Origin of the sequence: Companilactobacillus allii (assembly GCF_001971585.1) — a bacterium.
GTDB lineage: Bacteria > Bacillota > Bacilli > Lactobacillales > Lactobacillaceae > Companilactobacillus > Companilactobacillus allii.
In genome coordinates, this window is the sequence record NZ_CP019323.1 from 528,478 (window position 1) to 549,549 (window position 21,072).

23 protein-coding genes and 1 pseudogene are annotated in these 21,072 nt (G+C 35.1%); 4 read left to right on the forward strand and 20 right to left on the reverse strand.

The window, feature by feature from the left end:
* Positions 1 to 108: 108 nt before the first annotated feature.
* A complete protein-coding gene (locus tag BTM29_RS02540; RefSeq protein ID WP_076614006.1) occupies positions 109 to 1,089 on the reverse strand; it encodes a LacI family DNA-binding transcriptional regulator in 981 nt (326 codons plus the stop codon).
* Between the two features lie 162 nt (positions 1,090 to 1,251).
* Between BTM29_RS02540 and scrK the strand changes: the two genes are divergently transcribed.
* The gene (scrK, locus tag BTM29_RS02545; RefSeq protein WP_076614007.1) at positions 1,252 to 2,124 is read left to right on the forward strand and encodes a fructokinase ScrK; all 873 of its coding nucleotides are present in this window, start codon (positions 1,252 to 1,254) and stop codon (positions 2,122 to 2,124) included.
* 54 nt (positions 2,125 to 2,178) lie between these two features.
* Here the strand turns inward: scrK and BTM29_RS02550 are convergent, their stop codons facing one another.
* The 11 genes from BTM29_RS02550 to BTM29_RS02600 form a co-directional block, all read right to left on the reverse strand.
* A complete protein-coding gene (locus BTM29_RS02550; RefSeq protein ID WP_076614008.1) occupies positions 2,179 to 2,715 on the reverse strand; it encodes a hypothetical protein in 537 nt (178 codons plus the stop codon).
* A 414-nt stretch (positions 2,716 to 3,129) separates the two neighbouring features.
* Positions 3,130 to 3,540, reverse strand: coding sequence for a GtrA family protein (locus BTM29_RS02555; protein ID WP_076614009.1), 411 nt, complete (start codon positions 3,538 to 3,540; stop codon positions 3,130 to 3,132).
* 22 nt (positions 3,541 to 3,562) lie between these two features.
* A complete protein-coding gene (locus tag BTM29_RS02560; protein ID WP_076614010.1) occupies positions 3,563 to 4,360 on the reverse strand; it encodes a metal ABC transporter permease in 798 nt (265 codons plus the stop codon).
* A gap of 9 nt (positions 4,361 to 4,369) precedes the next feature.
* A complete protein-coding gene (locus tag BTM29_RS02565) occupies positions 4,370 to 5,026 on the reverse strand; it encodes a metal ABC transporter ATP-binding protein (protein WP_083685903.1) in 657 nt (218 codons plus the stop codon).
* 125 nt (positions 5,027 to 5,151) lie between these two features.
* The gene (locus BTM29_RS02570; RefSeq protein ID WP_076614012.1) at positions 5,152 to 6,021 is read right to left on the reverse strand and encodes a metal ABC transporter solute-binding protein, Zn/Mn family; all 870 of its coding nucleotides are present in this window, start codon (positions 6,019 to 6,021) and stop codon (positions 5,152 to 5,154) included.
* Positions 6,022 to 6,123: 102 nt separating this feature from the next.
* Positions 6,124 to 6,696 (reverse strand): hypothetical protein, encoded by a 573-nt coding sequence (locus BTM29_RS02575; RefSeq protein WP_076614013.1) that lies wholly within the window; start codon positions 6,694 to 6,696, stop codon positions 6,124 to 6,126.
* A 97-nt stretch (positions 6,697 to 6,793) separates the two neighbouring features.
* Positions 6,794 to 7,528: an aspartate/glutamate racemase family protein gene (locus BTM29_RS02580; protein ID WP_076614014.1), complete on the reverse strand. Its 735-nt coding sequence runs from the start codon at positions 7,526 to 7,528 to the stop codon at positions 6,794 to 6,796.
* A 4-nt stretch (positions 7,529 to 7,532) separates the two neighbouring features.
* The gene (locus tag BTM29_RS02585; RefSeq protein ID WP_076614015.1) at positions 7,533 to 9,053 is read right to left on the reverse strand and encodes a UDP-N-acetylmuramoyl-L-alanyl-D-glutamate--2,6-diaminopimelate ligase; all 1,521 of its coding nucleotides are present in this window, start codon (positions 9,051 to 9,053) and stop codon (positions 7,533 to 7,535) included.
* Positions 9,054 to 9,064: 11 nt separating this feature from the next.
* Complete coding sequence (locus BTM29_RS02590; protein WP_076614016.1) at positions 9,065 to 10,285, reverse strand: D-alanyl-D-alanine carboxypeptidase family protein; 1,221 nt, start codon at positions 10,283 to 10,285, stop codon at positions 9,065 to 9,067.
* Between the two features lie 39 nt (positions 10,286 to 10,324).
* Positions 10,325 to 11,203: a sensor histidine kinase gene (locus tag BTM29_RS02595; RefSeq protein WP_225972221.1), complete on the reverse strand. Its 879-nt coding sequence runs from the start codon at positions 11,201 to 11,203 to the stop codon at positions 10,325 to 10,327.
* A 258-nt stretch (positions 11,204 to 11,461) separates the two neighbouring features.
* Positions 11,462 to 12,148, reverse strand: coding sequence for a response regulator transcription factor (locus BTM29_RS02600; RefSeq protein ID WP_076614018.1), 687 nt, complete (start codon positions 12,146 to 12,148; stop codon positions 11,462 to 11,464).
* A 93-nt stretch (positions 12,149 to 12,241) separates the two neighbouring features.
* Here BTM29_RS02600 and BTM29_RS12850 point away from each other — a divergent pair, with 93 nt between their 5' ends.
* Entirely contained in the window at positions 12,242 to 12,439 is a 198-nt protein-coding gene (locus tag BTM29_RS12850) for a hypothetical protein (protein WP_125673058.1), read from the forward strand.
* A gap of 53 nt (positions 12,440 to 12,492) precedes the next feature.
* Here the strand turns inward: BTM29_RS12850 and BTM29_RS02605 are convergent, their stop codons facing one another.
* Both BTM29_RS02605 and BTM29_RS02610 read right to left on the reverse strand, forming a co-directional pair.
* Entirely contained in the window at positions 12,493 to 13,809 is a 1,317-nt protein-coding gene (locus BTM29_RS02605) for a PTS sugar transporter subunit IIC (RefSeq protein WP_076614019.1), read from the reverse strand.
* Positions 13,802 to 15,187 (reverse strand): glycoside hydrolase family 1 protein, encoded by a 1,386-nt coding sequence (locus BTM29_RS02610; protein WP_076614020.1) that lies wholly within the window; start codon positions 15,185 to 15,187, stop codon positions 13,802 to 13,804. The genes BTM29_RS02605 and BTM29_RS02610 overlap by 8 nt, the downstream gene beginning before the upstream one ends.
* 164 nt (positions 15,188 to 15,351) lie before the next feature.
* Here BTM29_RS02610 and BTM29_RS13035 point away from each other — a divergent pair.
* Both BTM29_RS13035 and BTM29_RS02615 read left to right on the forward strand, forming a co-directional pair.
* Positions 15,352 to 15,519 (forward strand): annotated as a pseudogene (locus BTM29_RS13035) (GntR family transcriptional regulator); the annotation flags it as partial.
* A 33-nt stretch (positions 15,520 to 15,552) separates the two neighbouring features.
* Positions 15,553 to 16,047, forward strand: a complete 495-nt coding sequence (locus BTM29_RS02615; protein ID WP_225972222.1) for a UTRA domain-containing protein — start codon at positions 15,553 to 15,555, stop codon at positions 16,045 to 16,047.
* A 43-nt stretch (positions 16,048 to 16,090) separates the two neighbouring features.
* Here BTM29_RS02615 and BTM29_RS02620 read toward each other — a convergent pair whose 3' ends face one another.
* The 6 genes from BTM29_RS02620 to BTM29_RS02640 all read right to left on the reverse strand — a co-directional run bounded on the left by BTM29_RS02620 (position 16,091) and on the right by BTM29_RS02640 (position 21,062).
* A complete protein-coding gene (locus BTM29_RS02620; RefSeq protein ID WP_076614022.1) occupies positions 16,091 to 16,909 on the reverse strand; it encodes a 2-keto-4-pentenoate hydratase in 819 nt (272 codons plus the stop codon).
* A gap of 451 nt (positions 16,910 to 17,360) precedes the next feature.
* Complete coding sequence (locus BTM29_RS02625; RefSeq protein ID WP_076618613.1) at positions 17,361 to 18,533, reverse strand: amidohydrolase; 1,173 nt, start codon at positions 18,531 to 18,533, stop codon at positions 17,361 to 17,363.
* Positions 18,534 to 18,660: 127 nt separating this feature from the next.
* Entirely contained in the window at positions 18,661 to 18,789 is a 129-nt protein-coding gene (locus tag BTM29_RS13040; RefSeq protein WP_257787696.1) for a hypothetical protein, read from the reverse strand.
* A gap of 141 nt (positions 18,790 to 18,930) precedes the next feature.
* The gene (locus tag BTM29_RS02630; RefSeq protein WP_076614023.1) at positions 18,931 to 19,677 is read right to left on the reverse strand and encodes a DUF1129 family protein; all 747 of its coding nucleotides are present in this window, start codon (positions 19,675 to 19,677) and stop codon (positions 18,931 to 18,933) included.
* A 15-nt stretch (positions 19,678 to 19,692) separates the two neighbouring features.
* Positions 19,693 to 20,796, reverse strand: a complete 1,104-nt coding sequence (ychF, locus tag BTM29_RS02635; protein WP_076614024.1) for a redox-regulated ATPase YchF — start codon at positions 20,794 to 20,796, stop codon at positions 19,693 to 19,695.
* Complete coding sequence (locus tag BTM29_RS02640; protein WP_076614025.1) at positions 20,796 to 21,062, reverse strand: DUF951 domain-containing protein; 267 nt, start codon at positions 21,060 to 21,062, stop codon at positions 20,796 to 20,798. The genes ychF and BTM29_RS02640 overlap by 1 nt, the downstream gene beginning before the upstream one ends.
* Positions 21,063 to 21,072 lie beyond the last annotated feature (10 nt).

The window sequence follows — 21,072 nt, forward strand, 5'->3', positions numbered from 1 at the left end:
AAAACGTTTTCAAAAATCATTGTAAGAGTTATCTTTTCTTATGTCAACCGGTTATCATAAATAATAAAAAAATAGTTAGATCTTATATGATCTAACCATCTTTCGTATTTAAACTGATTTACCATTCCATACCTTTACTGGAATTATCTGTTCCAAAGGTATATTCCTATCACCTTTAATTCTAGAAACTAGAGTTTTTACAGCTACTTTTGCCATTTGTTCCACTGGTTGTTCAATTGTAGTTAGTTCTGGTAATAGTATTCTAGTTGAATTAGCTCCATCATAGCCAACAATCTTCAAATCCTTTGGAATTTGACATCCTAGGCTTGTGGCTACCTGCCAAATTAGTGCGGCATCCATATCATTAGTAGCAAATACTCCATCTACTTCAGGATATTCAACAAACATTTCTTCAACAGCACTTCTCTTTTTTTCTATATCCCAACTAAAATCTACAATATGAGTATGCGGAACCAACCTATGTTCCTTCATAACATCCTCATAAGCTTCACGACGACGATGCGCCGGTGTCTCCAGATTAACAGGACCATCTGTATTAATAATATTTTTGGCCCCACTATTTATCAACAATTCAGTGGCGAGTTTACCACCCATATAATTATCTGATGCAATAACTGGAATATCCTCATTCATTACACGGTCAATCGCAACAACTGGCAAATTCGTATTATGATATTCCTCAATACCTCTATTCTGCGCACCAACGATCAAACCGTCTACTTGGTTAGAGATCAATTCTTTTAAATAAGTCTCTTCTTTTTTGGGATCATTCATTGAGTTACCAATTAGCACTTTGAAGCCAGCATCAAATAGCCTTTTTTCTAAGGCTGCAACCAATTGTCCAAAAAAGGGATTATCTACGGTTGGGAAAATCAGACCGACCAATTTTGTTTCTTTTTTAAAAAGCTGTCGTGCCACCGCATTAGGCTGATAATTCAAAGATTCCATTGCCTCATGAACTTTTTTTATTGTGGCATCACTCAAATATCCACGATTATTCAAAACTCTTGAAACTGTAGTCTTAGAAACTCCTGCAAGTCTTGCTACATCATCAATTTTCACTACCATATAAATTCACCTATACCTTGATTCTGATAAATCTATTATACAGTAGTGAACTACTTCTAAATTATATTTACAACAATTGTAATTGACGACGAGTTTTCATAATGGTATCTTAGATTATTGAAAACGATTGCAGATTTTTTTTGAAAAATGGAGGGAACAAAATTGCTAGTTGGTAGTATTGAAGCAGGTGGAACAAAGTTTGTTTGTGCCGTAGGTGATGAGGATTATAGAATTAAGGATAGTGTTCATTTTCCAACAACGACACCAGAGGAAACTTTACAAAAGACAATTGATTACTTTAAAAAATTCGACATTGAAGCTTTAAGTATCGCTTCATTCGGTCCCATTGAATTACGTAAAAGCTCACCAAAATATGGTTATATCACATCTACGCCTAAGCCAGGCTGGAAAGATACTGACTTTATTGGTGCCATGAAAAAGGAATTCAGTGTTCCAATGTTCTGGACAACTGACGTTAACGGTTCAGCTTATGGTGAATATGTTATGTCGACATTGTCTAACGAAAAGATCGATTCACTAGTTTATTACACAATTGGTACCGGTGTTGGTGCCGGTGCTATCAACAAGGGTGAATTCGTTGGTAATATGGGACATCCTGAAATGGGACATACATTCTTGAAACGTCACCCTGATGACCTAGATTTCAAGGGAATCTGTCCATATCACGGTGACTGTTTAGAAGGATTAGTAGCCGGTCCTACCTTTGATGCTAGACTTGGTAAACCTGGTAAAGACGTTCCTCTAACCGACCACACATGGGATATCCTAGCCTATTACGTTGCACAAGCAGCTATTCAATCAACCTTGATCTTACGCCCAGACAAGATTGTCTTCGGTGGTGGAGTTGTTAGTGAAGCATTCTTAGTTAAAGTCCGTGCACAATTCAAAGAATTATTGAATGATTATGTGGAAGTACCTTCATTAGACAAGTACATTACTATGCCACTTGTTAAAGATAATGGTTCAGCAACACTTGGTGATTTTGCCTTGGCCATTCGTGAATTACAAGCATAATAAAAAATACTAAAAAATAGGAGAAATCTGTGTTCGCAGACTTCTCCTATTTTTTCATATATTCTTCCTAACAAACTCAAGTGCGTCATCCAACTTACAACGCTCACTAGTTTTTGGCCAATTTGTTTCAGCCACTATTTTCTCACGATTAACTGTAGTTATTTCAATACCATCAGGTAATTTTGGCATTACTACTTCGGATATATCAGCCGGAGAATCAATTAACTTCTGTGGTGTTGTAATTCTTTTATCCGTTATAACGCTGACTTTTTTAATTTCCGGATAAGTCACTTTCATAGGTAAGACAAAATTAGGATTAAATACCAAGTTGATCTTATCCCACCAGCTCTCAACTTTATAAAACTCAATTCCACTGGAATCTATCTTTACGTAATTGAGATGCATCGGCAGAAAAATTGGATATATCACCGTTACAAGAACGATAAATGTAATCACTGCCAATAATACACAGGGAAAAAGGTTTCTCCAATCATTACTGGCAAATAATGATAATCCAAACACCAAAAATGAGATTAATATGCAAAGTACAAGCGACCTATACGATTGTTTCTTGCCGAATATCCACTTCATAGCACTCACCTACTTGAATAAATTTGTTTATACAAGTATTAAATATATTAATATACTTATCAAAAAATGAGTACTGGATTTAATAGACAACTGGTATATTTCGTTTTTATGTCATGATATTTTTGGAATGTGATTTAAAAAATTATTTTCTTGCTTAGCTGTTTCCTATCGCGTTTCGTTTCAAATTATAATTTCTCCCGTCTAGCTTTTCCTACAAAATACGGTTTTCTTCACTTTTTTGTTTCCTGCAAAAATTCGTTACAAAATACTGTTTCCTCTTCTTTGTTGTTTCCTTCGGAAACGCGCTACAAAACACAATTTCTTCCGCTTAATATAGAAATAGGTGTCATTCACTGGCGTGAATGGCACCTATTTCTATGTTAATGCTCGGAAATTCCCGTGTTTTGTAGCGCTCTATTTTTTCTTAAATATAATAAACTTACTAAACACATAATTAAGAACGACAACGAATACATTCGCAAATAATTTTACAATCATATCATTTATATGCATCAATGAAACACCAATCGTCATGGTACCTTGATCGATTATCCATGAGCCTCCTCTAAACAGGAAGAATGATCCCATCTCGAGTAAAAATGCTTTCATAGTATTGGTATGTGAATCAAATACCCATAATTTGTTGGTCACATATGCAAACACTACTGATAATAAATATGCGAAAGCATTGGCTAATTGGTAGTTCCATTCAGCAATATATGTGAAGAACCAAAATCCAACATAGTTAACAACTGTTGTTAAAACACCAAAAAATAAATATGGTATCGCATCTTTATACTTACTCCATAATTCTTTAACATCCATAATGATCCGTTCTCCCGCAATTCTAGTGACTTAATTTCCAGTTTTTATACATCAATCCAAAGAAGTACGCTATAACTTCAAAGGCCGAGATAAAGAATGTTACTGGCCAATTCGTGACAAATGCCAAGTACAATCCTAACCAGACACCAGCTAACGACAAACCAACTGAAACCATAATTAACTTAGGAACTGAGTGTACCAAATATTTGGCAGTAGCACCAGGTAATGTCAACAAAATAAATACCAATAATGACCCTACGATCTGTGCACCGATACTAACACTCAAAGCTAGTGTTACTAGGAATGCAATTGACAATAATCTAGTTCTCAAGCCAGCCGATCTAGCACCTATGTGATCAAATGAGTCAAAGGCCAGTGGCTTATAAAAGATAATGAAGACAAAAATAACAAATAATGCCAAAATCATCAATTGATTAACTTCCTTAGCGCTGATACCAACTATGCTACCGAACAAAATGTTTGTCGCATAGCTGCTTGATTCAGATGATAGTGATAAAAATAAAATCCCTAAACCAATAAACAATGAAGATATAGCACTGATTGAAGCCTCACGACGTGACGACTCCGTGCTTAAAGAACCAACCGCTACTGAACTGACCATAGTAAATATGATCATACCAGCTAGTGGTGAAATCCCCACCAAAATACCAAATGATGCTCCAGCGAAGCCAATCTCTGACAAGGTATGTGATAAGAATGACATATTACGCGAAACAACAAATACTCCAACTATTCCAGCCGTTATAGCGATGAAAGTACTTGCTATAAAAGCTTCTCTCATAAACTCGTATTCAAACATATCCTAACCTCACTCAAACATATCTTCTGAAATTTCATCGACATTGATCGGCTTAATTGTGTTATTTTCAAAGAAAAGTGCTCGATGAGTATATTTCTTCGTCAAAGCGTAATCATGAGTGATAAATATTACAGTTAATTTTAATTTTTCATTTAGTTCTTGAACTAAGTCCATTAGTTGCATCTTAACTTCAACATCTAGACTTGCCGTGGATTCATCCAAAATTAAGATTTTAGGATCATTCAACAAAGCCTGAGCCAAATATGCCTTTTGCTTTTCACCACCAGATGCTAAGCCTAACGGACGTTTCCGTAACTTGGTCAATCTGGTCTTCTCAAGTATTTGTTTGATTCTCTCATTATCTTCACTACGCTTCTTGGGGTTCATAGTGAATTTCAAATTTAAGCGCACGAAACTTTCGATATCTAGTGGATAATCAATGTCAATATTGCGAAATTGTGGCACATAACCAACCTGTGTCTTATCCATCAATAATTCGCCAGAAGTCTTTTTTTCCATCCCCATAATGATCTTAACTAATGTAGTTTTACCAGATCCATTAGGACCAACCAAACTGATGAATTCTCCGTCATTAATCTTGAAATTAACATTTTGGAAAACTAATTGTTTACCAAATTTTTTAGTTAGATTTTTTGCTTCAATCACAAGTATCCCTTCACAGACCTTTCATTCCAATTATTTATCAATCAACATTACCTAGAATAAACAAAATAACTTAATTTGTAAATAGTAAAAATTATCATTTACAGCTAAATTTATTGTATCACGCTCTATTTAGAAATATTCTCCAGCTGATTGAGATTATCATTCATCCATTGATAATATCCCAGATTACTTGGCAATGTCTCAGTAAAGTAGACTATTGGTACATTATACTTCTTTGCCAAACCAGTCATCTTAGTAATTATTCCACTCGTAACTTGTTTATTAACAACTAAAAAGTCCACTTTGTGATTTCTCAGACCATTTTCCATATTTTTAACATCTTCAATAGAAGGATCCGTGTCGTCTTCAATAGATTTAGCAAAATGTGGATTATCTATCGTCACGCCTAGATCGTTCAACAAATAATAAGGTAGTGGTTCAGTTACATAGGCTTTTTTTCCATTAAACTTCTGTTTTAATTTATTCTCACGGACTATCAACTTATTTAATTTTTTATAATATTTATGATAATTATCTTTATAGTATGTCTTATATTTGGGATCGATTTTGCTCATTCGTTCATAGACGGTGTAGCTCAACTTTTGCACATTTGAAACTCCAAACCAAATATGCTCGTTGTCCCCATCTTTTTTGTGAAGGACATCTGAGGCGAAGTCAATCAAGTTCTTATCTTGATCATTAGCCGTCACTATTTTGTTGACCCAATCATCATATCCCAATCCACTCGAGATTATTAACTTCGAATCAGCAATTTGCTTAGCATTATTACTCGATGGGGAGAAACTGTGTGGATCAACATTGACTGACTTTATAATTGATTCAACTTTGTATTTATTACCAACAACACTTTGAACTGGTTCCTTATATGTATTAACGGTCGTAGTAATGATGTTTCCAGAAGACTTCTGTTGAGCACATCCGCCAAGGATCAACATCAAAACAAATACTCCCACTATAATTAGTTTTTTTCGCATATATTCCTCTTCAAATCAAAATCAAAAAAATAGAGCTTGGGATTAAGTCCCAACCTCTAGAATAGTATCTAATATTACTTTCAAAGGCAAGCAAATCAAGTTCTACCAAATTTGGAAATACTGACCATTTGCTGGAACAAGGTAGCTTCCTACTGGAGAATCTGAATTCTTGGAATAAATATTCACTTGGTAACCCTCAACATTATTCCATGTGATCTTACCATTAGCAACGTATTGAGTTGTTGCTTTGTCATAAGTATTAGTCAACTGATTAGCCAAATATTCAACAGCTTGATCTGATGTTGTCAAATTTGTTGTTGAATCTGTTGTTTGTGTTGCTTGTTGACTATTTGTATTGTTATCAGTTGTTGTACCTGAATTATTACTTGTTGTTGCTGTTGCTTGTTTGCTTGAATCTGTATCACTATTTGTAGTTGTTGCATCGTTACTTTGATTATCAGCAGAATCATTGCTATTACTGTCACTATTAGTAGCTTTGTTACTATCACTATTAGTTGTTGATTCAGTTGATTTCTTTGGTGTAGCACTCTTGGTACTCTTTTGTGTTTTTTCTGTATTGGTACCAGAATCAGTCGTTTGTGTTGCTTGTTGCGAGCATCCTGTTAGTAAAACTCCCGCCAAAACTACGGTCACAATTGAGATTTTTTTGAACATAATCGTACCTCCCTTAATCAGACAAACAAATTGTCCCTGCTCTATTTTCTATTATAAATGGGGATTTATTACTTATGCAATTGTTACATACGAAACATTAATAAATCTTATCAAAATTTATTTCTTCATTTTTGCGCATTTTTGTCTCTAGTTCGATCGTCTTATCAGCAATAATGCTTTGTGCATCGATTACTGCATATGGATGATCCGGTGCTTTCTCTTGAGCGAAGGATAATTCTGTACATCCCAAAACGATCACATCACACTTGAATTCATCATGCATCCGTTTGAGAATATGGAAATACTTCTCCTTATTCATCTTACCTTTTACTTTAATATCATCATAAATCAGACTTTCAACTTCATCTTTGATATCTTGGTCACCCATAGTCATTTCAAGACCGGCATCTTTTATTTCTTTTTCGTAAATATGATCAGCCAAAGTTCCCTTGGTAGCAATCAGTCCAACTTTTGCATTAGGATATTTCTTTTTCATAGTCGTAACAGCTAGATGAGGCATATGGATAAGCGGAATATCTGTGGCTGCTTGTAATTCTTTGTAATAATAATGAGCTGTATTACAGATAATCACCATAAAAGCTGGATTCAGCGTACTTTGTTGCTTAATATCTTCTAACAATGGAGGTAAAAAGCTGGGTTTACTATGGTCCATAATATGAGCCGTCCTATCTGGAACCGTTGCATGATTGACTAAAATATAGTCCATGTAATCTTGATCCTTACTTGTTTGCGTTCTTTCATTAATTAAATGAATATAACTCTCAGTGGCAAGTGAACCCATACCACCAATAACAGTAAAGAATTTTTGCATAATATTACCCCTCAATATCTTTTAAAATCTTCCTTGCGACAACTGGATCACTCGGATATGGAACATCAACTCCATTTGTCTTTTGATAAGGATCGTCCCCCTTGGCAGCAAGGACTACGATGTCATCCCCACCACTAGTCTCAATCATTTTACGGATTGCTGCGGGTCGATCAATAATAGTTTCGACCTCTACTTTAGAGTGATCGATTCCTTCATCGATCTGTTTACAAATATCAGCTGGATCCTCAAATCCAGGATCATCAGTAGTCAAAATAGCACTGTCCGCTAAGTCCGTTAATACTTTCGCAAAGCCAGCACGTCTAGAAACTCCTTTATTACCCGGACTTCCCACGACAACTTTGATCTTTGACTTAGGATATTCAGTTCTCAAGAATCCAAGTAGAGCTTTCATACTAGCATAATTATGAGCATAATCCACGAAAATTGTTCCATGGCTAACTGTATTGATATGCTCCATTCTACCCGGTACACGTGCTGTACTCAATCCTTCAACAATATCCTTATTATCTCCACCAGCTAGCTTAGAAGCAATTATAGCAGCTGTAGCGTTCATTTCATTAAAGTCTCCAACAACACCTAGTTTGTATTCACCATCAACATCTAATGACTTACCTTTTTGAGTTATTGATGAAATATCAAATACGCTATCACTCAATGTAGCTTCCTTACTAGAGAGGCTGATATCAGAATCCTTACTGTCACGACCAAATAAGTAAATATCTTTGTCATCACTAGTCTGTCTGGCAGCATCAATAACTGTGTCAAAGTCATTTGTTTGGGCATTGATAATATTGACTTTGGAATTAATGAGCAATTGCTTTTTGCAGTACAAATAATCAGCATAAGTCGGATGTTCATTTTCACCGATATGATCTGGTGTGATATTCAAAAATCCACCAATATCAAACTTCAAACCATAAACACGATTCTTTTTGTAAGCTTGAGATGATACTTCCATAACAAGCTTCGTCATACCAGAATCAACCGCATGACGCATATCGCGGAATAATTCCATAGATTCAGGTGTTGTTAAGTCTGATTTGAACTTATCTTCAGGCTTTGGTCCAGTGATGCGGTCGACTGTCGAAAATAATGCTACTTTTCCTGGATAAACCTTGTCCAAAATATTATGGATAAAATATGAAGTAGTCGTCTTTCCCTTCGTACCAGTGAAGGCAATAATAAATAATTCGCGCTCTGGATTACCATAAAAAGCTGCACTCAATAGTGACAATGCCTTTTGAACATCCCTTACGATGATGTTACTGATATTAGAATCAAACTCTTTTTCGGCCACATAGATTGCTGCACCGGCATCTATTGCCTGCTCTAGATATTCTGACTTGAAATTATTACCTTTACAGAAGAATATCCCATTATTCTGATCTTCTCTTGAGTTATAGCTAATATTGGTAACGAAAAGGTCCTTATCTAGTATTTTGCTAGATACCAGCAAATCATGCTCTTTTAATAAATCAATAGCTTTACTTATTTCTAAACTCATTTTTTACTCTCCTAGAATAGATTCGTGAAGAAATGAACTACGTTATCCCACCAATTAGTTGTCTTGGTAGCTACTTTTTTGATTTTTATCTTTTTCTCCGTTTTAGTGTATGGAATATACCCATTCGGCGAATTTATTGCATTTAATTTAACAGTTTTACCATTATAAGTAGTTTTGAATCCCAAATCATTCTTTGATTTCTCATACTTCAAGCTTCCAAGATCAAAGTCACTTGGTAACCACATATAAACATCTTTTTGTGGTGTGTATTTGGTATCGACCTTATCCCCTGGTGTCATGATCTTAGTTCTTGTGTAATTTTCTTTAACATAACGAGCCAAGTTTTGTGTGCTCCGGAACCTCTTATCATTATCCGACTCATCCCCAGTTACATCCATAACAATTGTAACAACTCGTGTGCCATCCATTGGAAGAGTACCTACAAAAGACTCACCGGCTTTTTTTGTAGTACCTGTTTTTAGACCGTCGAATTCATATCCTTCTTGGTAGTCACGTTGATCCTTCAACAAAAGATTCAACGAGTTATAAGTCTTGGTTTCACCATCAACTGGAAATTCCAATTTTGCTTGAGATGTAGTTTTCAAAACTTCAGGATATTCATCAAGAATATGTTTAACAATAATCGCTATGTCATTGACGGATAATTTGTTCTCATTATCCTTATTGCCAAGATACATCCCATTGTACAGATCATCATTGTTCAAGCCTGAAACATTGTAGATTTTTGCATCATTGATTCCCCAGTCCTTCAAAGTTCTCCTCATTAATCTTACAAATGACTTCTGATTACCAGAGACTTTTTGGGCCAACATCATAGCTGCCGAGTTAGATGATACTATCCACGCTGCACTGTAGAGATTCTTGACTGAATAAGTCTTGTCAGCATCAAGCCTTACATTAGTTAGCTCAGCTTCTTGAGTCATATCCGCTTGTTCTTTGGTCGGAGTTAACATATCTGTTTCTTTTAACTCACCAGAGTCTATTGCTTTGGTCACTAGATACAATGTGATTATTTTAGTTATGGAACCGATGGCAACTTTTTCATCAGTATTCTTTGAATACATAATTTGGCCAGTTTTTTCATCAAAAGCCATTGCGGCCTTGGCATTTAGTTCAGGTTCTGTTGCCGCTGCTACAGTTTGTGGTTGAAAAACTGGTATCAATATCATAACTGATGCTAGTAATAGTAATTTTTGTATAATTTTTTTCATTTGATTCCTCACTTAAAAACTGAAGTAAAACGACACACTTTATTTTTTCGGCTCCGAATTTGGGAAATGAATAATAAACGCTGTTCGTTCTTCATTTGATGTAACTGCTATTGTACCACCATGCACTTTAACCATACTCTTAGCAATGGCCAAGCCTAGTCCTGTTCCACCAGTTTCCTTTGACCTAGAGTCTTCTACACGATAGAACCTGTCAAACAGGTGTGACAACGAATCCTTTGGTATTGGCTGGCCGTTATTAGCAATCTGGATAATAACTTCCTTAGAGGTCTTCTCCGCCTCTAACCACAAATGCGTCGCACCTTTACCATATTTAAATGCATTAGTTATCAAGTTGTTAAATACTCGACCGAGCTTTTCAGTATCGCCTAACATCTCGATCTTATTTGGTTTAGTATTAACGATTATTTCCATACCACGCCTGTTAGCCTCTAATTCAAAGTCAGCCGACAATTGGTCAAGCATTTGCGCCATATCAAACTGCGTAAGATTCAAGGTACTAGTGGCATGTTCAACATTGGCATATTCAAATAAAGAATTCACCAAATTTTGCATTTCCAGAGATTTCTTATACGCTACATGGGCATATTTTAATATTTGATCCAGGTCAGAATAATTGTTACTCTCGATCAAGCCTAGATATCCAATGACTGATGTTAATGGCGTCCGAAGGTCGTGACTGACGTTAGCAATCAATTCATCTTTACTCTTCTCAGATTTCTTTTGTTCAGCTATATGTTTATTCGTATTGGAAACTAATAAATTGACACTATCGACCACACTTTGTAATCTCTTGTTGACCTTAAGATTGATCTTGTGATTAAGATCTCCAGCAGCGATTTGAATCAATTCAGCTTCTACCTTGTATACTTCAAATTGACGATAAGACTTTATCATCATATGAATGGAAATAACTAGTTCTATTAGGATAACTAATCCAAAAAAGAACCAAATCACCCAAAATGTTGATTTAGATAAATCTTCATTTAGGAGAGAAAACATGTGATTTAAATTACTGAAATTCTCATTATTATAAAATAGGTCAGATATAACAATCAAAATTATATTTATTATCTGAAATAAAAGAAAGGTGCCTATTCCTTCAAACAGGAGGACACCTTTTTCTTTAACATTCAGTTTGATTCGTTTATTCAAACATCAAACCTCCACTTTGTATCCGACGCCCCAAACGGTCTCAATTACTTTTTCACCGTCTGTAGACTCTTCAAGCTTATCTCGTAGGTGACTAACGTGTACCATAACTGTCTTAGCGGAAACAACTGACTCTTGTTTCCAGACACGTTCGAATATTTCATCAGCTGAAAAGACACGGTTGGGATGGCTAGCTAGAAGATATAAAACACCAAACTCTAGAGCTGTTAATTGTACCTTATTACCAGAACTTGTAACAACTTCATGCGAGTCTTTATAGATAGTAATTGGACCTACTTCTAATTTATCAGGGACATTTTTTGATGTTTGTTGTACGCTTCGACGAAGAAGTGAACGGATACGAGCCATAATCTCCAATGGATTGAATGGCTTAGTTACATAATCATCCGCACCGGTAATAAGACCTTGGATCTTATCCATATCAGTTGTTTTGGCGGATACGATTATAATGGGAATCTGTGAAGTCTTACGTACACGTTTGACAACCTCAATACCGTCAATTCCAGGCATCATAATATCAAGTATCATCAACGCAATATCACTATGTCTAGCCAAAGCATCAAGTGCCTCTTGACCGGAGTTGGCAGAAATAGGCTCATACCCCTCATTTTTTATGTAAATACTAAGTAATTCAACAATCTCTTTGTCGTCATCTACTACTAATATCTTCATCAAATAAACCTCTCAAGCGCACATATTTACAACTAGTAACATTATACAATATTATGTTAGTGTATTACTAACCAGAAAAGAAAGTGAGTATCTATGGACTACTTAAAGAAGCGAATCAGATTCATCCTGATTTTAATATTCTCAGTAGTGATTTTTGGCGTTGTCCAATGGCAAATGTCCACTAATGGGAATTTAAGCGGTACAAAAATACTATGGATTTCGGAATTATTGAAGTCTGCTTGTATTGGATTTGGACTTTATGCGATCGTTATGTTTTTTAGGGTAAAATAATAAAATAGGCACAAAAAATCCAGCATACGTGATGCTGGATTTTTTCTACATTTCTACTTTTCTAAATTAGCACTACGCATGGCGACAGTCTCACTGATTTTCATAAATGGAATATAGAACAAAATTCCAAATATTATTGAAATTCCTTGGACAACTACTGCTCGCCAATCTCCTCCGGTTGCTAAAAAGGCATTTAATAATGGAGGTGTGGTCCACGGAACCATGACTACTGTTCTATTCATAAATCCGACAGCTGTACAGAAGTATGCAAATAACAAAGCAAAAACAGGTGTTAATACAAATGGAATTAGTAATGGTAAATTGAAAACAATTGGATATCCATAAATGACTGGTTCGTTAATATTGAATAGTCCTGGCACTAATGATAATCCTGTAACTTCACGACTAGACTTCATTTTTGAAAATAGTAGTGTTGCAATAAGTAGACATATGGTGCTACCCGTTCCACCCATCATTCCAAAAGTATCTCTGAATACACTGGTAATAATATAAGGTACATCGTGACCAGCAGCAAAAGCTTGCATATTTTTATTAGTATTAATAATTAAAACTGGATCTAGCAAAGTACCATTAATAACTGCTTGATGAATACCGAACCCAAATAGTAAATTACCAATACTGTAAATCAATAAGAACCCTGGCAAACTAGTATTCACTTGACGAAGTGGTTCCTGAATCAATGACGTGATTAATTTGATCATATCTGTATGTCCAAATACTGTTAACAATGCTGCGATAATAGCTAAGATACTCAATGTTAATACAGTTGGAATAAGTGTTAAAAATGAATCCCCAACAGCTGGAGGAACATTCTCACCTAAATTGATTTTAAATTTTTTAATATTGGATAATTTGATAAACATTTCAGTGGCAACTAACCCAATAATTATTCCGGCAAACATCCCTTGAACGCCGATATTATTGAATGAAAGATACCCGGTTATATTAAAGGTATGTTTCTGATCAACTGATGTTGCGCTCAATACAGCCGGCATCATAACTATCAATCCAGACAATGAAACAATGGCAGCACCCAATTTATTAGAATAATTACGATTTCGTGATAAACAATATCCTACTACCGGTGCAATCAATAATCCTGCAATATTCAATGTACCGTTAACCAAATAATTACCAAATGTTTGAAAATTTACTAATATAGCTCCTTTAAAAAATAAAGTAAAAATAACGTTATTAATTAAAACCCCAATACCTGCCAAAATAAATAGTGGCATTATCATAGCAAACGCGTCTCTTAATGATTTCAAATATATTTGATTACCAATTTTAATTGAAATCTCTGTAAACTTATCTATAAATTTTTTCCCAAACTTACTCTGCTCAGTCATCTTTATCACCCAATTCCTTACCATTAGTTTGAATAACATGTTTGAACCAGTAATAACTCTTTTTTGGAACTCTTCTTAAATCTCGTAAATCATGATTACCACGATTAACATATACAAGGCCATAGCGTTTTTCCATATTACCGGTAGAACTAGGAATATCTATCAATCCCCATCCCAAATATCCCATGACCTTAGCTCCATCAATATTTATTGAATCTTCCATGGCTTGAATATGTTCCTTATGATATTCAATTCTGTAATCATCTTGAATAATATCTTTACCATTCCAATTTTCTTTTGCTCCAATACCATTTTCAACCGGAAAAATCGGAAGATTATAGCGGTTATACATTTCAGTAATTGTTGTTCTAAAACCAAGCGGATCAATTTGCCAACCATATTCACTTGTTTTTAGATATTCATTAGAAACTTTTCCTTTACTCATAAAGTAATTAGGAGCAGTTTCCTTAGGAATATTTTCAGAATCAATTACCAAACTGTAATAATAACTAAATGCTAAGAAATCACTTTTTATGTTTGTAAGATTATCAATTGCATTAACCAATGTACTCTCAATTTTTTCTAATCCATTGTTATTCATATAACAAACGACCTCTGAAGATCTTTTACCTGTGGTGAAAAACTTCAGAAAATCATTATTAATAAATTCTTCAGCTTTTCTGGTTGCTGCTACATCCTCGGGCTTAGCAGATGCTGGATACATTTTTTGATATGCAACCATTCCACCAATTTGTAATCCTTTAAATTTATGAATATAGTCTGCGACTTGTGCATAGGCTATCAGGCTATTCGTGGCAATAATATATTGATTCTCAATAGTTCTTTCACCTGTTATATAACCGCTATTTGCAAAACCTTCTTCAAACATTGTGCAATTTTGTTCATTAAACACTAACCAATATTTTACTTTGTCGAAAAAATGATCAATTACAATTTTAGAGAATCTAACAAATGCTTCAGTAACATGTGAACTGGCAAAACCATTATATTTATTAGCCAGTTTAAGTGGCATATCAAAATGATAAAGACAAATTACCGGAACAATCCCTCTTTTTAATAATCCATCAATATATTGATCATAATATTCCAATCCTTCTTCATTAATTTCACCATCCCCGTCAGGAATAATTCTCGACCAAGAAATCTGAAATCTATAACAATTCATTCCAATATTACTCATTAAATCAAAATCTTCATTGAACTTATGATATTCATCTATTGCTACTTTCCAATCACTAGAATTAGCTGTAGATTTTTTAATATCATAAACGGACAAGCCTTTACCATCTTCATCAAAAGCTCCTTCAGTCTGCATACTTGAAACTGAATTTCCCCAAAGAAATTTTTCGTCTTTCATTCCACATCCTCCGTTCACTTTCATATACATGATAACTCAATTATTTAACTTGTAAAGTCAAATAATTAATAAAATACTCAAATTATGTGTAATGTATTCAAATTCTTTATATGATAAACTTGACCTATTAAAGGAGATGACTGATCATTAGCCGCTATAAAGATATTGCTAAAAACATTCAGGATAGAATTCAAAGTGGCGAATATAAGCCAAATCAGATTCTCCCGAGTCAAAAAGATTTAGCAACGGAATTTCAAACATCAAGAGTAACCATCCAAAAGTCATTAGATGAATTATCAAATAAAAATTTAATTATAAGGAAACAGGGGAGTGGATCTTTTGTCGCACCTAATCCACTTTCAACATTGGATATTCTATCTAGTCAATATGAAGGAACCACACAATTATTTCGAGATAAAGGGACCATAACAACAAAAGTTTTAAGGTTCGATATTCGACTACCACAAAAAAAAGAAGCTGAAAGACTCAATATATCCGACACTACACCGGTATATGACGTTTTCAGACTTCGTAATTTGAATGACGAACCATATGAATTAGATCAATCCATAATGCCTCTTTCAGTAATAACTGATTTAACAGAACAAATAGCTAAAGGATCAATCTATAATTTCATTGAGAACAACTTAGGATTAAAAGTTGGTAGCTCAACTAGAAAAATCAGTGCTAAAAAGCCCAATGATGATGATATTAAATATCTAGATTGCAAGAATAACGATCCAGTACTACAGGTTTCACAAACAGTTAGTTTGACTGATGGGCGAATATTTGAATATTCACATACAAAACATCGATATGATAAAGGGAGCATTATAGTAGTTAATAATATTGAAAAATAAAAAAGTCTTCAAAATAATTTGAAGGCTTTTTTTGATATCAAATCTATTTAACTTCCAGATCAACGTTACCCAAACCGTTATCAAATCTTGCTTGCCAATCACCCTTTGTAAGTGATGGTGGTAAGACAAAGGTTCCTGATGATACTTGTTGATCCTTCTTTAAGGTCTTATTTTGCGTTGCCAATTTATCCACCAACCACTTGAGTGACTTGAGTGGATTCCCCAATACTTCTGTTGACTTACCTGATTTCAATTCTTCCCCATTATGAAGCAAGGTACAGTTAACATTTTCCAATGCATCAACTGTCTTGAACAGCTTAGTATCAAATTCATCCCCGTATACTACCAAACCACCAACTGCGGCATCTGCCATAACCATATACTTTGATAAACTAGGGAACCAATCGCTAAATCTAGAATCAGGAACCTCAAGTGCTGGTGCAACTGCTGTCTTGTTCAACAGATCTTCTAGCGTGTCATCTGTACTTAGATCTTCCTTGGCTCGGAAACAAAGTTCCACTTCTACTAGTGGTTCCATCAAGTCATCTAGTTTTACTGATGTTGGTGCATGTAGAAAGTGACTTTTTAGTTGAGCTCCATATAGCGGTTCATCTGAATCAAACATATCTTGAGTCTGTTTACTGGTAAGAGACACTTTATAGCCTCCCACTGGTTCATTCTTCAATCTGGTTAATTCATCTTGAACTCGATACGCTGTCTCATCATTTGTTGCGTAATTTGACCAGTCATCTTCATTCAGTGGGTTTTGAGATTTCCATGAATTGTAAAGTGCTTGTGTTAGTTCAGCTTCATTTGTAGATAATCTTGTACTTGTTAGGGTTTCAGTTGTATTTTGTGTCATAGGTAGAGCCTCCATTTATTTTTGTTATATTCGATATATTAATCTGACCTTTAATCTGACCTTCACTAATATTGGATTCCATAGAGACTCACCTCTTCTAATTTTATTTTAATTAATAAAAAACAAAAGACGCCCTAAGATGAACTAAATCATCAAAGGGCGTCTAAACGCGTTACCACCTTTATTTGCATACATATCACTACATACACCTTGAACAAACTAATACTAATTTGTCAGCACGATAATGGGTGCAACCAGTGACTTCTAATAGGATTCAAAGCACAACTATCAGGTGATAATAATTATTTAGGTAATATATTGTCTCGCATCTACCGACAACTTTCTGAGATACCTTGAAATAGTTAAGTTCCTGATCAACGTCTTTCTTGTTTGTTATTGGTTGTAAATTTATACCCTTTTATTAGATATGTCAATACTAAAATTAAAATAATTAATTATTTTCTAATTTGAGATAATCCAAAACGAAACTTCCGACCGCTTTAGCTGCGATGATCAAACATTTCTCATTCATTAGAAAATCCGGACTATGATGTGGATGATTGGCATGATCATCAGTCATACATCCGACATAGAAAAACGTACTTGGTAACTTTTGTGCGAAATAACTGAAATCTTCAGATGGTTGTTGAACTCCACAATCAAAGACCTTAGTAACTTCTGGGATATCAGCATTCTTAATACTGTCAACAACACGCTTAGTCAAAGTTTCATCGTTAACAAGAACCGGATAGTTATCGTCATAATCAATTTCACACTTAACTTTAAACATTGACTCTACACCATGTGCAATTGTCGTTATTTCCTCACGGATTCTTTTACGAGTGGATTCCTTCATTACACGAACGTCACCTTTTAAAACTACTGACTCTTTAATAGCGTTAAAAGAACCAACTCCATCAAAGGATCCAATTGTAACGCTTGCCGTATCAAATGGGTCAATTCTTCGTGAAACGACAGTTTGTAACGCCGTTACAAAGTAACTTCCAGCGACAATTGCATCATTTGATAATTGTGGCATTGATGCATGACCACCCTTACCAGTGAACTTAATCGTGAAATTAGAACGGCCTGTCTGAGTTTCCCCAGTATGATATCCGATCGTTCCAGTTTCCATTGAAGTCATTACATGAACTCCAACAACATTGTCTACTCCACTTAAAGCACCATCTTCGATCATAGACTTAGCTCCACCAGGAGCAACTTCTTCACCCGGTTGGTGGATTATCCTGATACTCCCGGCTAATTGATCTTTTAGCTCAATAAGACTTCTTGCGACTATCATCAAGTAAGCGGTATGACCGTCATGCCCACAAGCGTGCATTACACCAGGATTCTGTGACTTAAATGGTAAGTCATTGTCCTCTTGCACTGCCAAAGCATCAAAGTCAGCACGTAGTGCTAGTTTGGGGCCTGGATTACCTGAATCAATATCAACAATGATTCCATATCCATCCCCACAGTCTCTGACACTACAATCTAGATTTTTATAAAACTTTTTAATATAAGCTGCTGTATTTTTTTCTTCAAACGAAACCTCTGGATGCGCATGTAAATATTCTCTTATTTGGATTATTTCATCTTTCGAATCATCTAGTTTTTTCATTAATTGTTCACACAAATTTCCCACAAAATTACCTCCTCGAAATTAACTCATACATTTATTTTCTCACAGAATTATTCAGAAGGTACAAAAAAAGACTACCAAATGGTAGTCTCAATATATTCTTCAATTATTCGTGGTTCATTTGATCCATGAATGCCTTAAATGATGACTTCTTAATGTCAGCACCCTTTTTACTAGCCTTTGATTCAGCCAAATGGGCTAATCTTTTCTTCTCACTCTTGTCTAACTTTTTCATCCTTAATACCTCCATGTCTTTTTAAGATCATATGAGTTATTGCAAAGGAAATAGTAGGCGCGTATGCGTTAGGCTCTTTCTAAAGTAATTCATATTATGTAACAACTACATAATAGTTCTTTCATTCTAGAATGCAACTATTTAGAAAAAGGCACGATCATGGATTCCCATGTAACGGCGATACAAGAAGCGAATTCCGTAAGCAATCGCTGCAACGATGAAGTATCCAATTCCACCAAGTGTTGGATTAATTGCTGCTGGTACAAATGACATTGCTCCTAAGAATACGAACATCAACATCAAACCGAATACCAAATATCCGATTGTGATTCCCCAACCTGGACGTTCGCTCTTTGGTTTTTTCATTTGGATATTGAACCATGTCAATAATGTTCCCCACATTGCTGAAAGGATAAGCAATGTAAAGATACCTGTTTGATTATTTGGATCCGACTTCTTAGTTGTGAAAGCTACAACTCCGTATAACAAGCCAAATAATGCAAAGAACAACAATGATGTATCAATTGCTGAAGCCCAAAATGGTTGTTTCTTTACAGGCTTTTTAGGATGTACGATTTCAGTAGCTTTTTTAGTAACTGGACCATACAACGTATTAGCTGTAACACCTTTGATCTGATTCTCAATAATCTCTGACATTAAATCATCGATTGATTGTTTAGCTTCATCTTCAGTAAATCCACCGTCCACTAAGAATCTATTCAATCTGAAGACATATTCTTCATTTTTATTACTTAATCTAGCACGTAAGTCATCTGGTGATGCTGACGCAATTTTTTCTTGTGTCTCTATATTCTTAACTTTTTTAGCAGCATTACCCTTTTGTTTTTCCGCTGCTTGCTTATTCTTCTCTCTTAAATCTTCAGCCATTAATTCTCCCCCAAATTAGACGTTGAATCTAAATTCTATGATGTCACCGTCTTGTACTTCGTAATCCTTACCTTCAACACGTAACTTACCAGCTTCTTTAACTGCTTGTTCACTACCTAATTCATCTAATGCGTCAAATGACATAACTTCGGCACGAATGAATCCACGTTCAAAGTCAGAATGAATAATTCCGGCAACTTGTGGTGCCTTCATACCTTTATGGAATGTCCATGCACGTGTTTCTTTTCCACCAGCAGTGAAGAATGTTCTAAGTCCTAACAACTTATAACTAGCCTTGATCAACTTATCAAGACCAGACTCTTTAACACCCTCTGCTTCAAGGAAGTCACGTCTGTCATCATCATCTAATTCAGCAATTTCTTCTTCTGTCTTAGCTGAAACACCAATAACTTCAGCATTTTCCTTTTTGGCATAATCTTCAATGATCTTGTAGTACTTAGATGTTTCTGGGTCGGCCATATCATCTTCGGCAATATTAGCAACATACAAAACAGGCTTTGAAGTTAATAGGAATAGTCCCTTAACAATTTCTGCTTCATCTTCATCGAAGTCAATTGTTCTAACCGCACCACCATCTTCTAGAACTGGCTTAATCTTTTTAAGTACTTCAAACTCTTCTTGAGCATCTTTATCTTTAGCACTCTTAGCCATCTTTTCTACTTTGGCATAACGCTTATTGACACTATCAAGATCTGAAATACTCAACTCTAGATTAATTGTTTCAATGTCATCTAGTGGATCAACTGTACCTGTAACACTAGTAATATTGTCATCATCAAAAGCACGAACAACGTGCACAATAGCATCAACTTGACGAATATTCTCGAGGAACTTATTACCAAGTCCCTCACCCTTACTAGCACCCTTAACGATTCCGGCAATATCTGTAAATTCAAATGTTGTGTGAATCAATTTCTTAGCAGGAATCAAACTATCGATTCTTGATAAACGTTTGTCAGGTACCTCAACCATACCGACATTAGGGTCGATTGTAGCGAATGGATAGTTCGCCATTTCTGCACCAGCTTTTGTGATGGCATTGAATAATGTTGATTTTCCGACGTTTGGTAATCCTACGATTCCGGCAGTTAAAGCCATTATAAATTATCCTCATTTCCATTAATATTAGGTTGTACAATTTGTGTCTGCTTCAAATAAAATTCTTCTTGGCTCACATCAACTTGCGCAGCTTCAGTAATCACTTTTTTAAGTTTCTTATTAAATTCATTTCTAGGAATCATTACGATATGTCCACATCCTAAGCACTTAACTTTAATATCTGCGCCCATTCGAATGATTTCCCACTTATTTGCCCCACAAGCATGAGGTTTTTTCATCATTACAATATCGCCTAAATTAAACATATACAGTCCT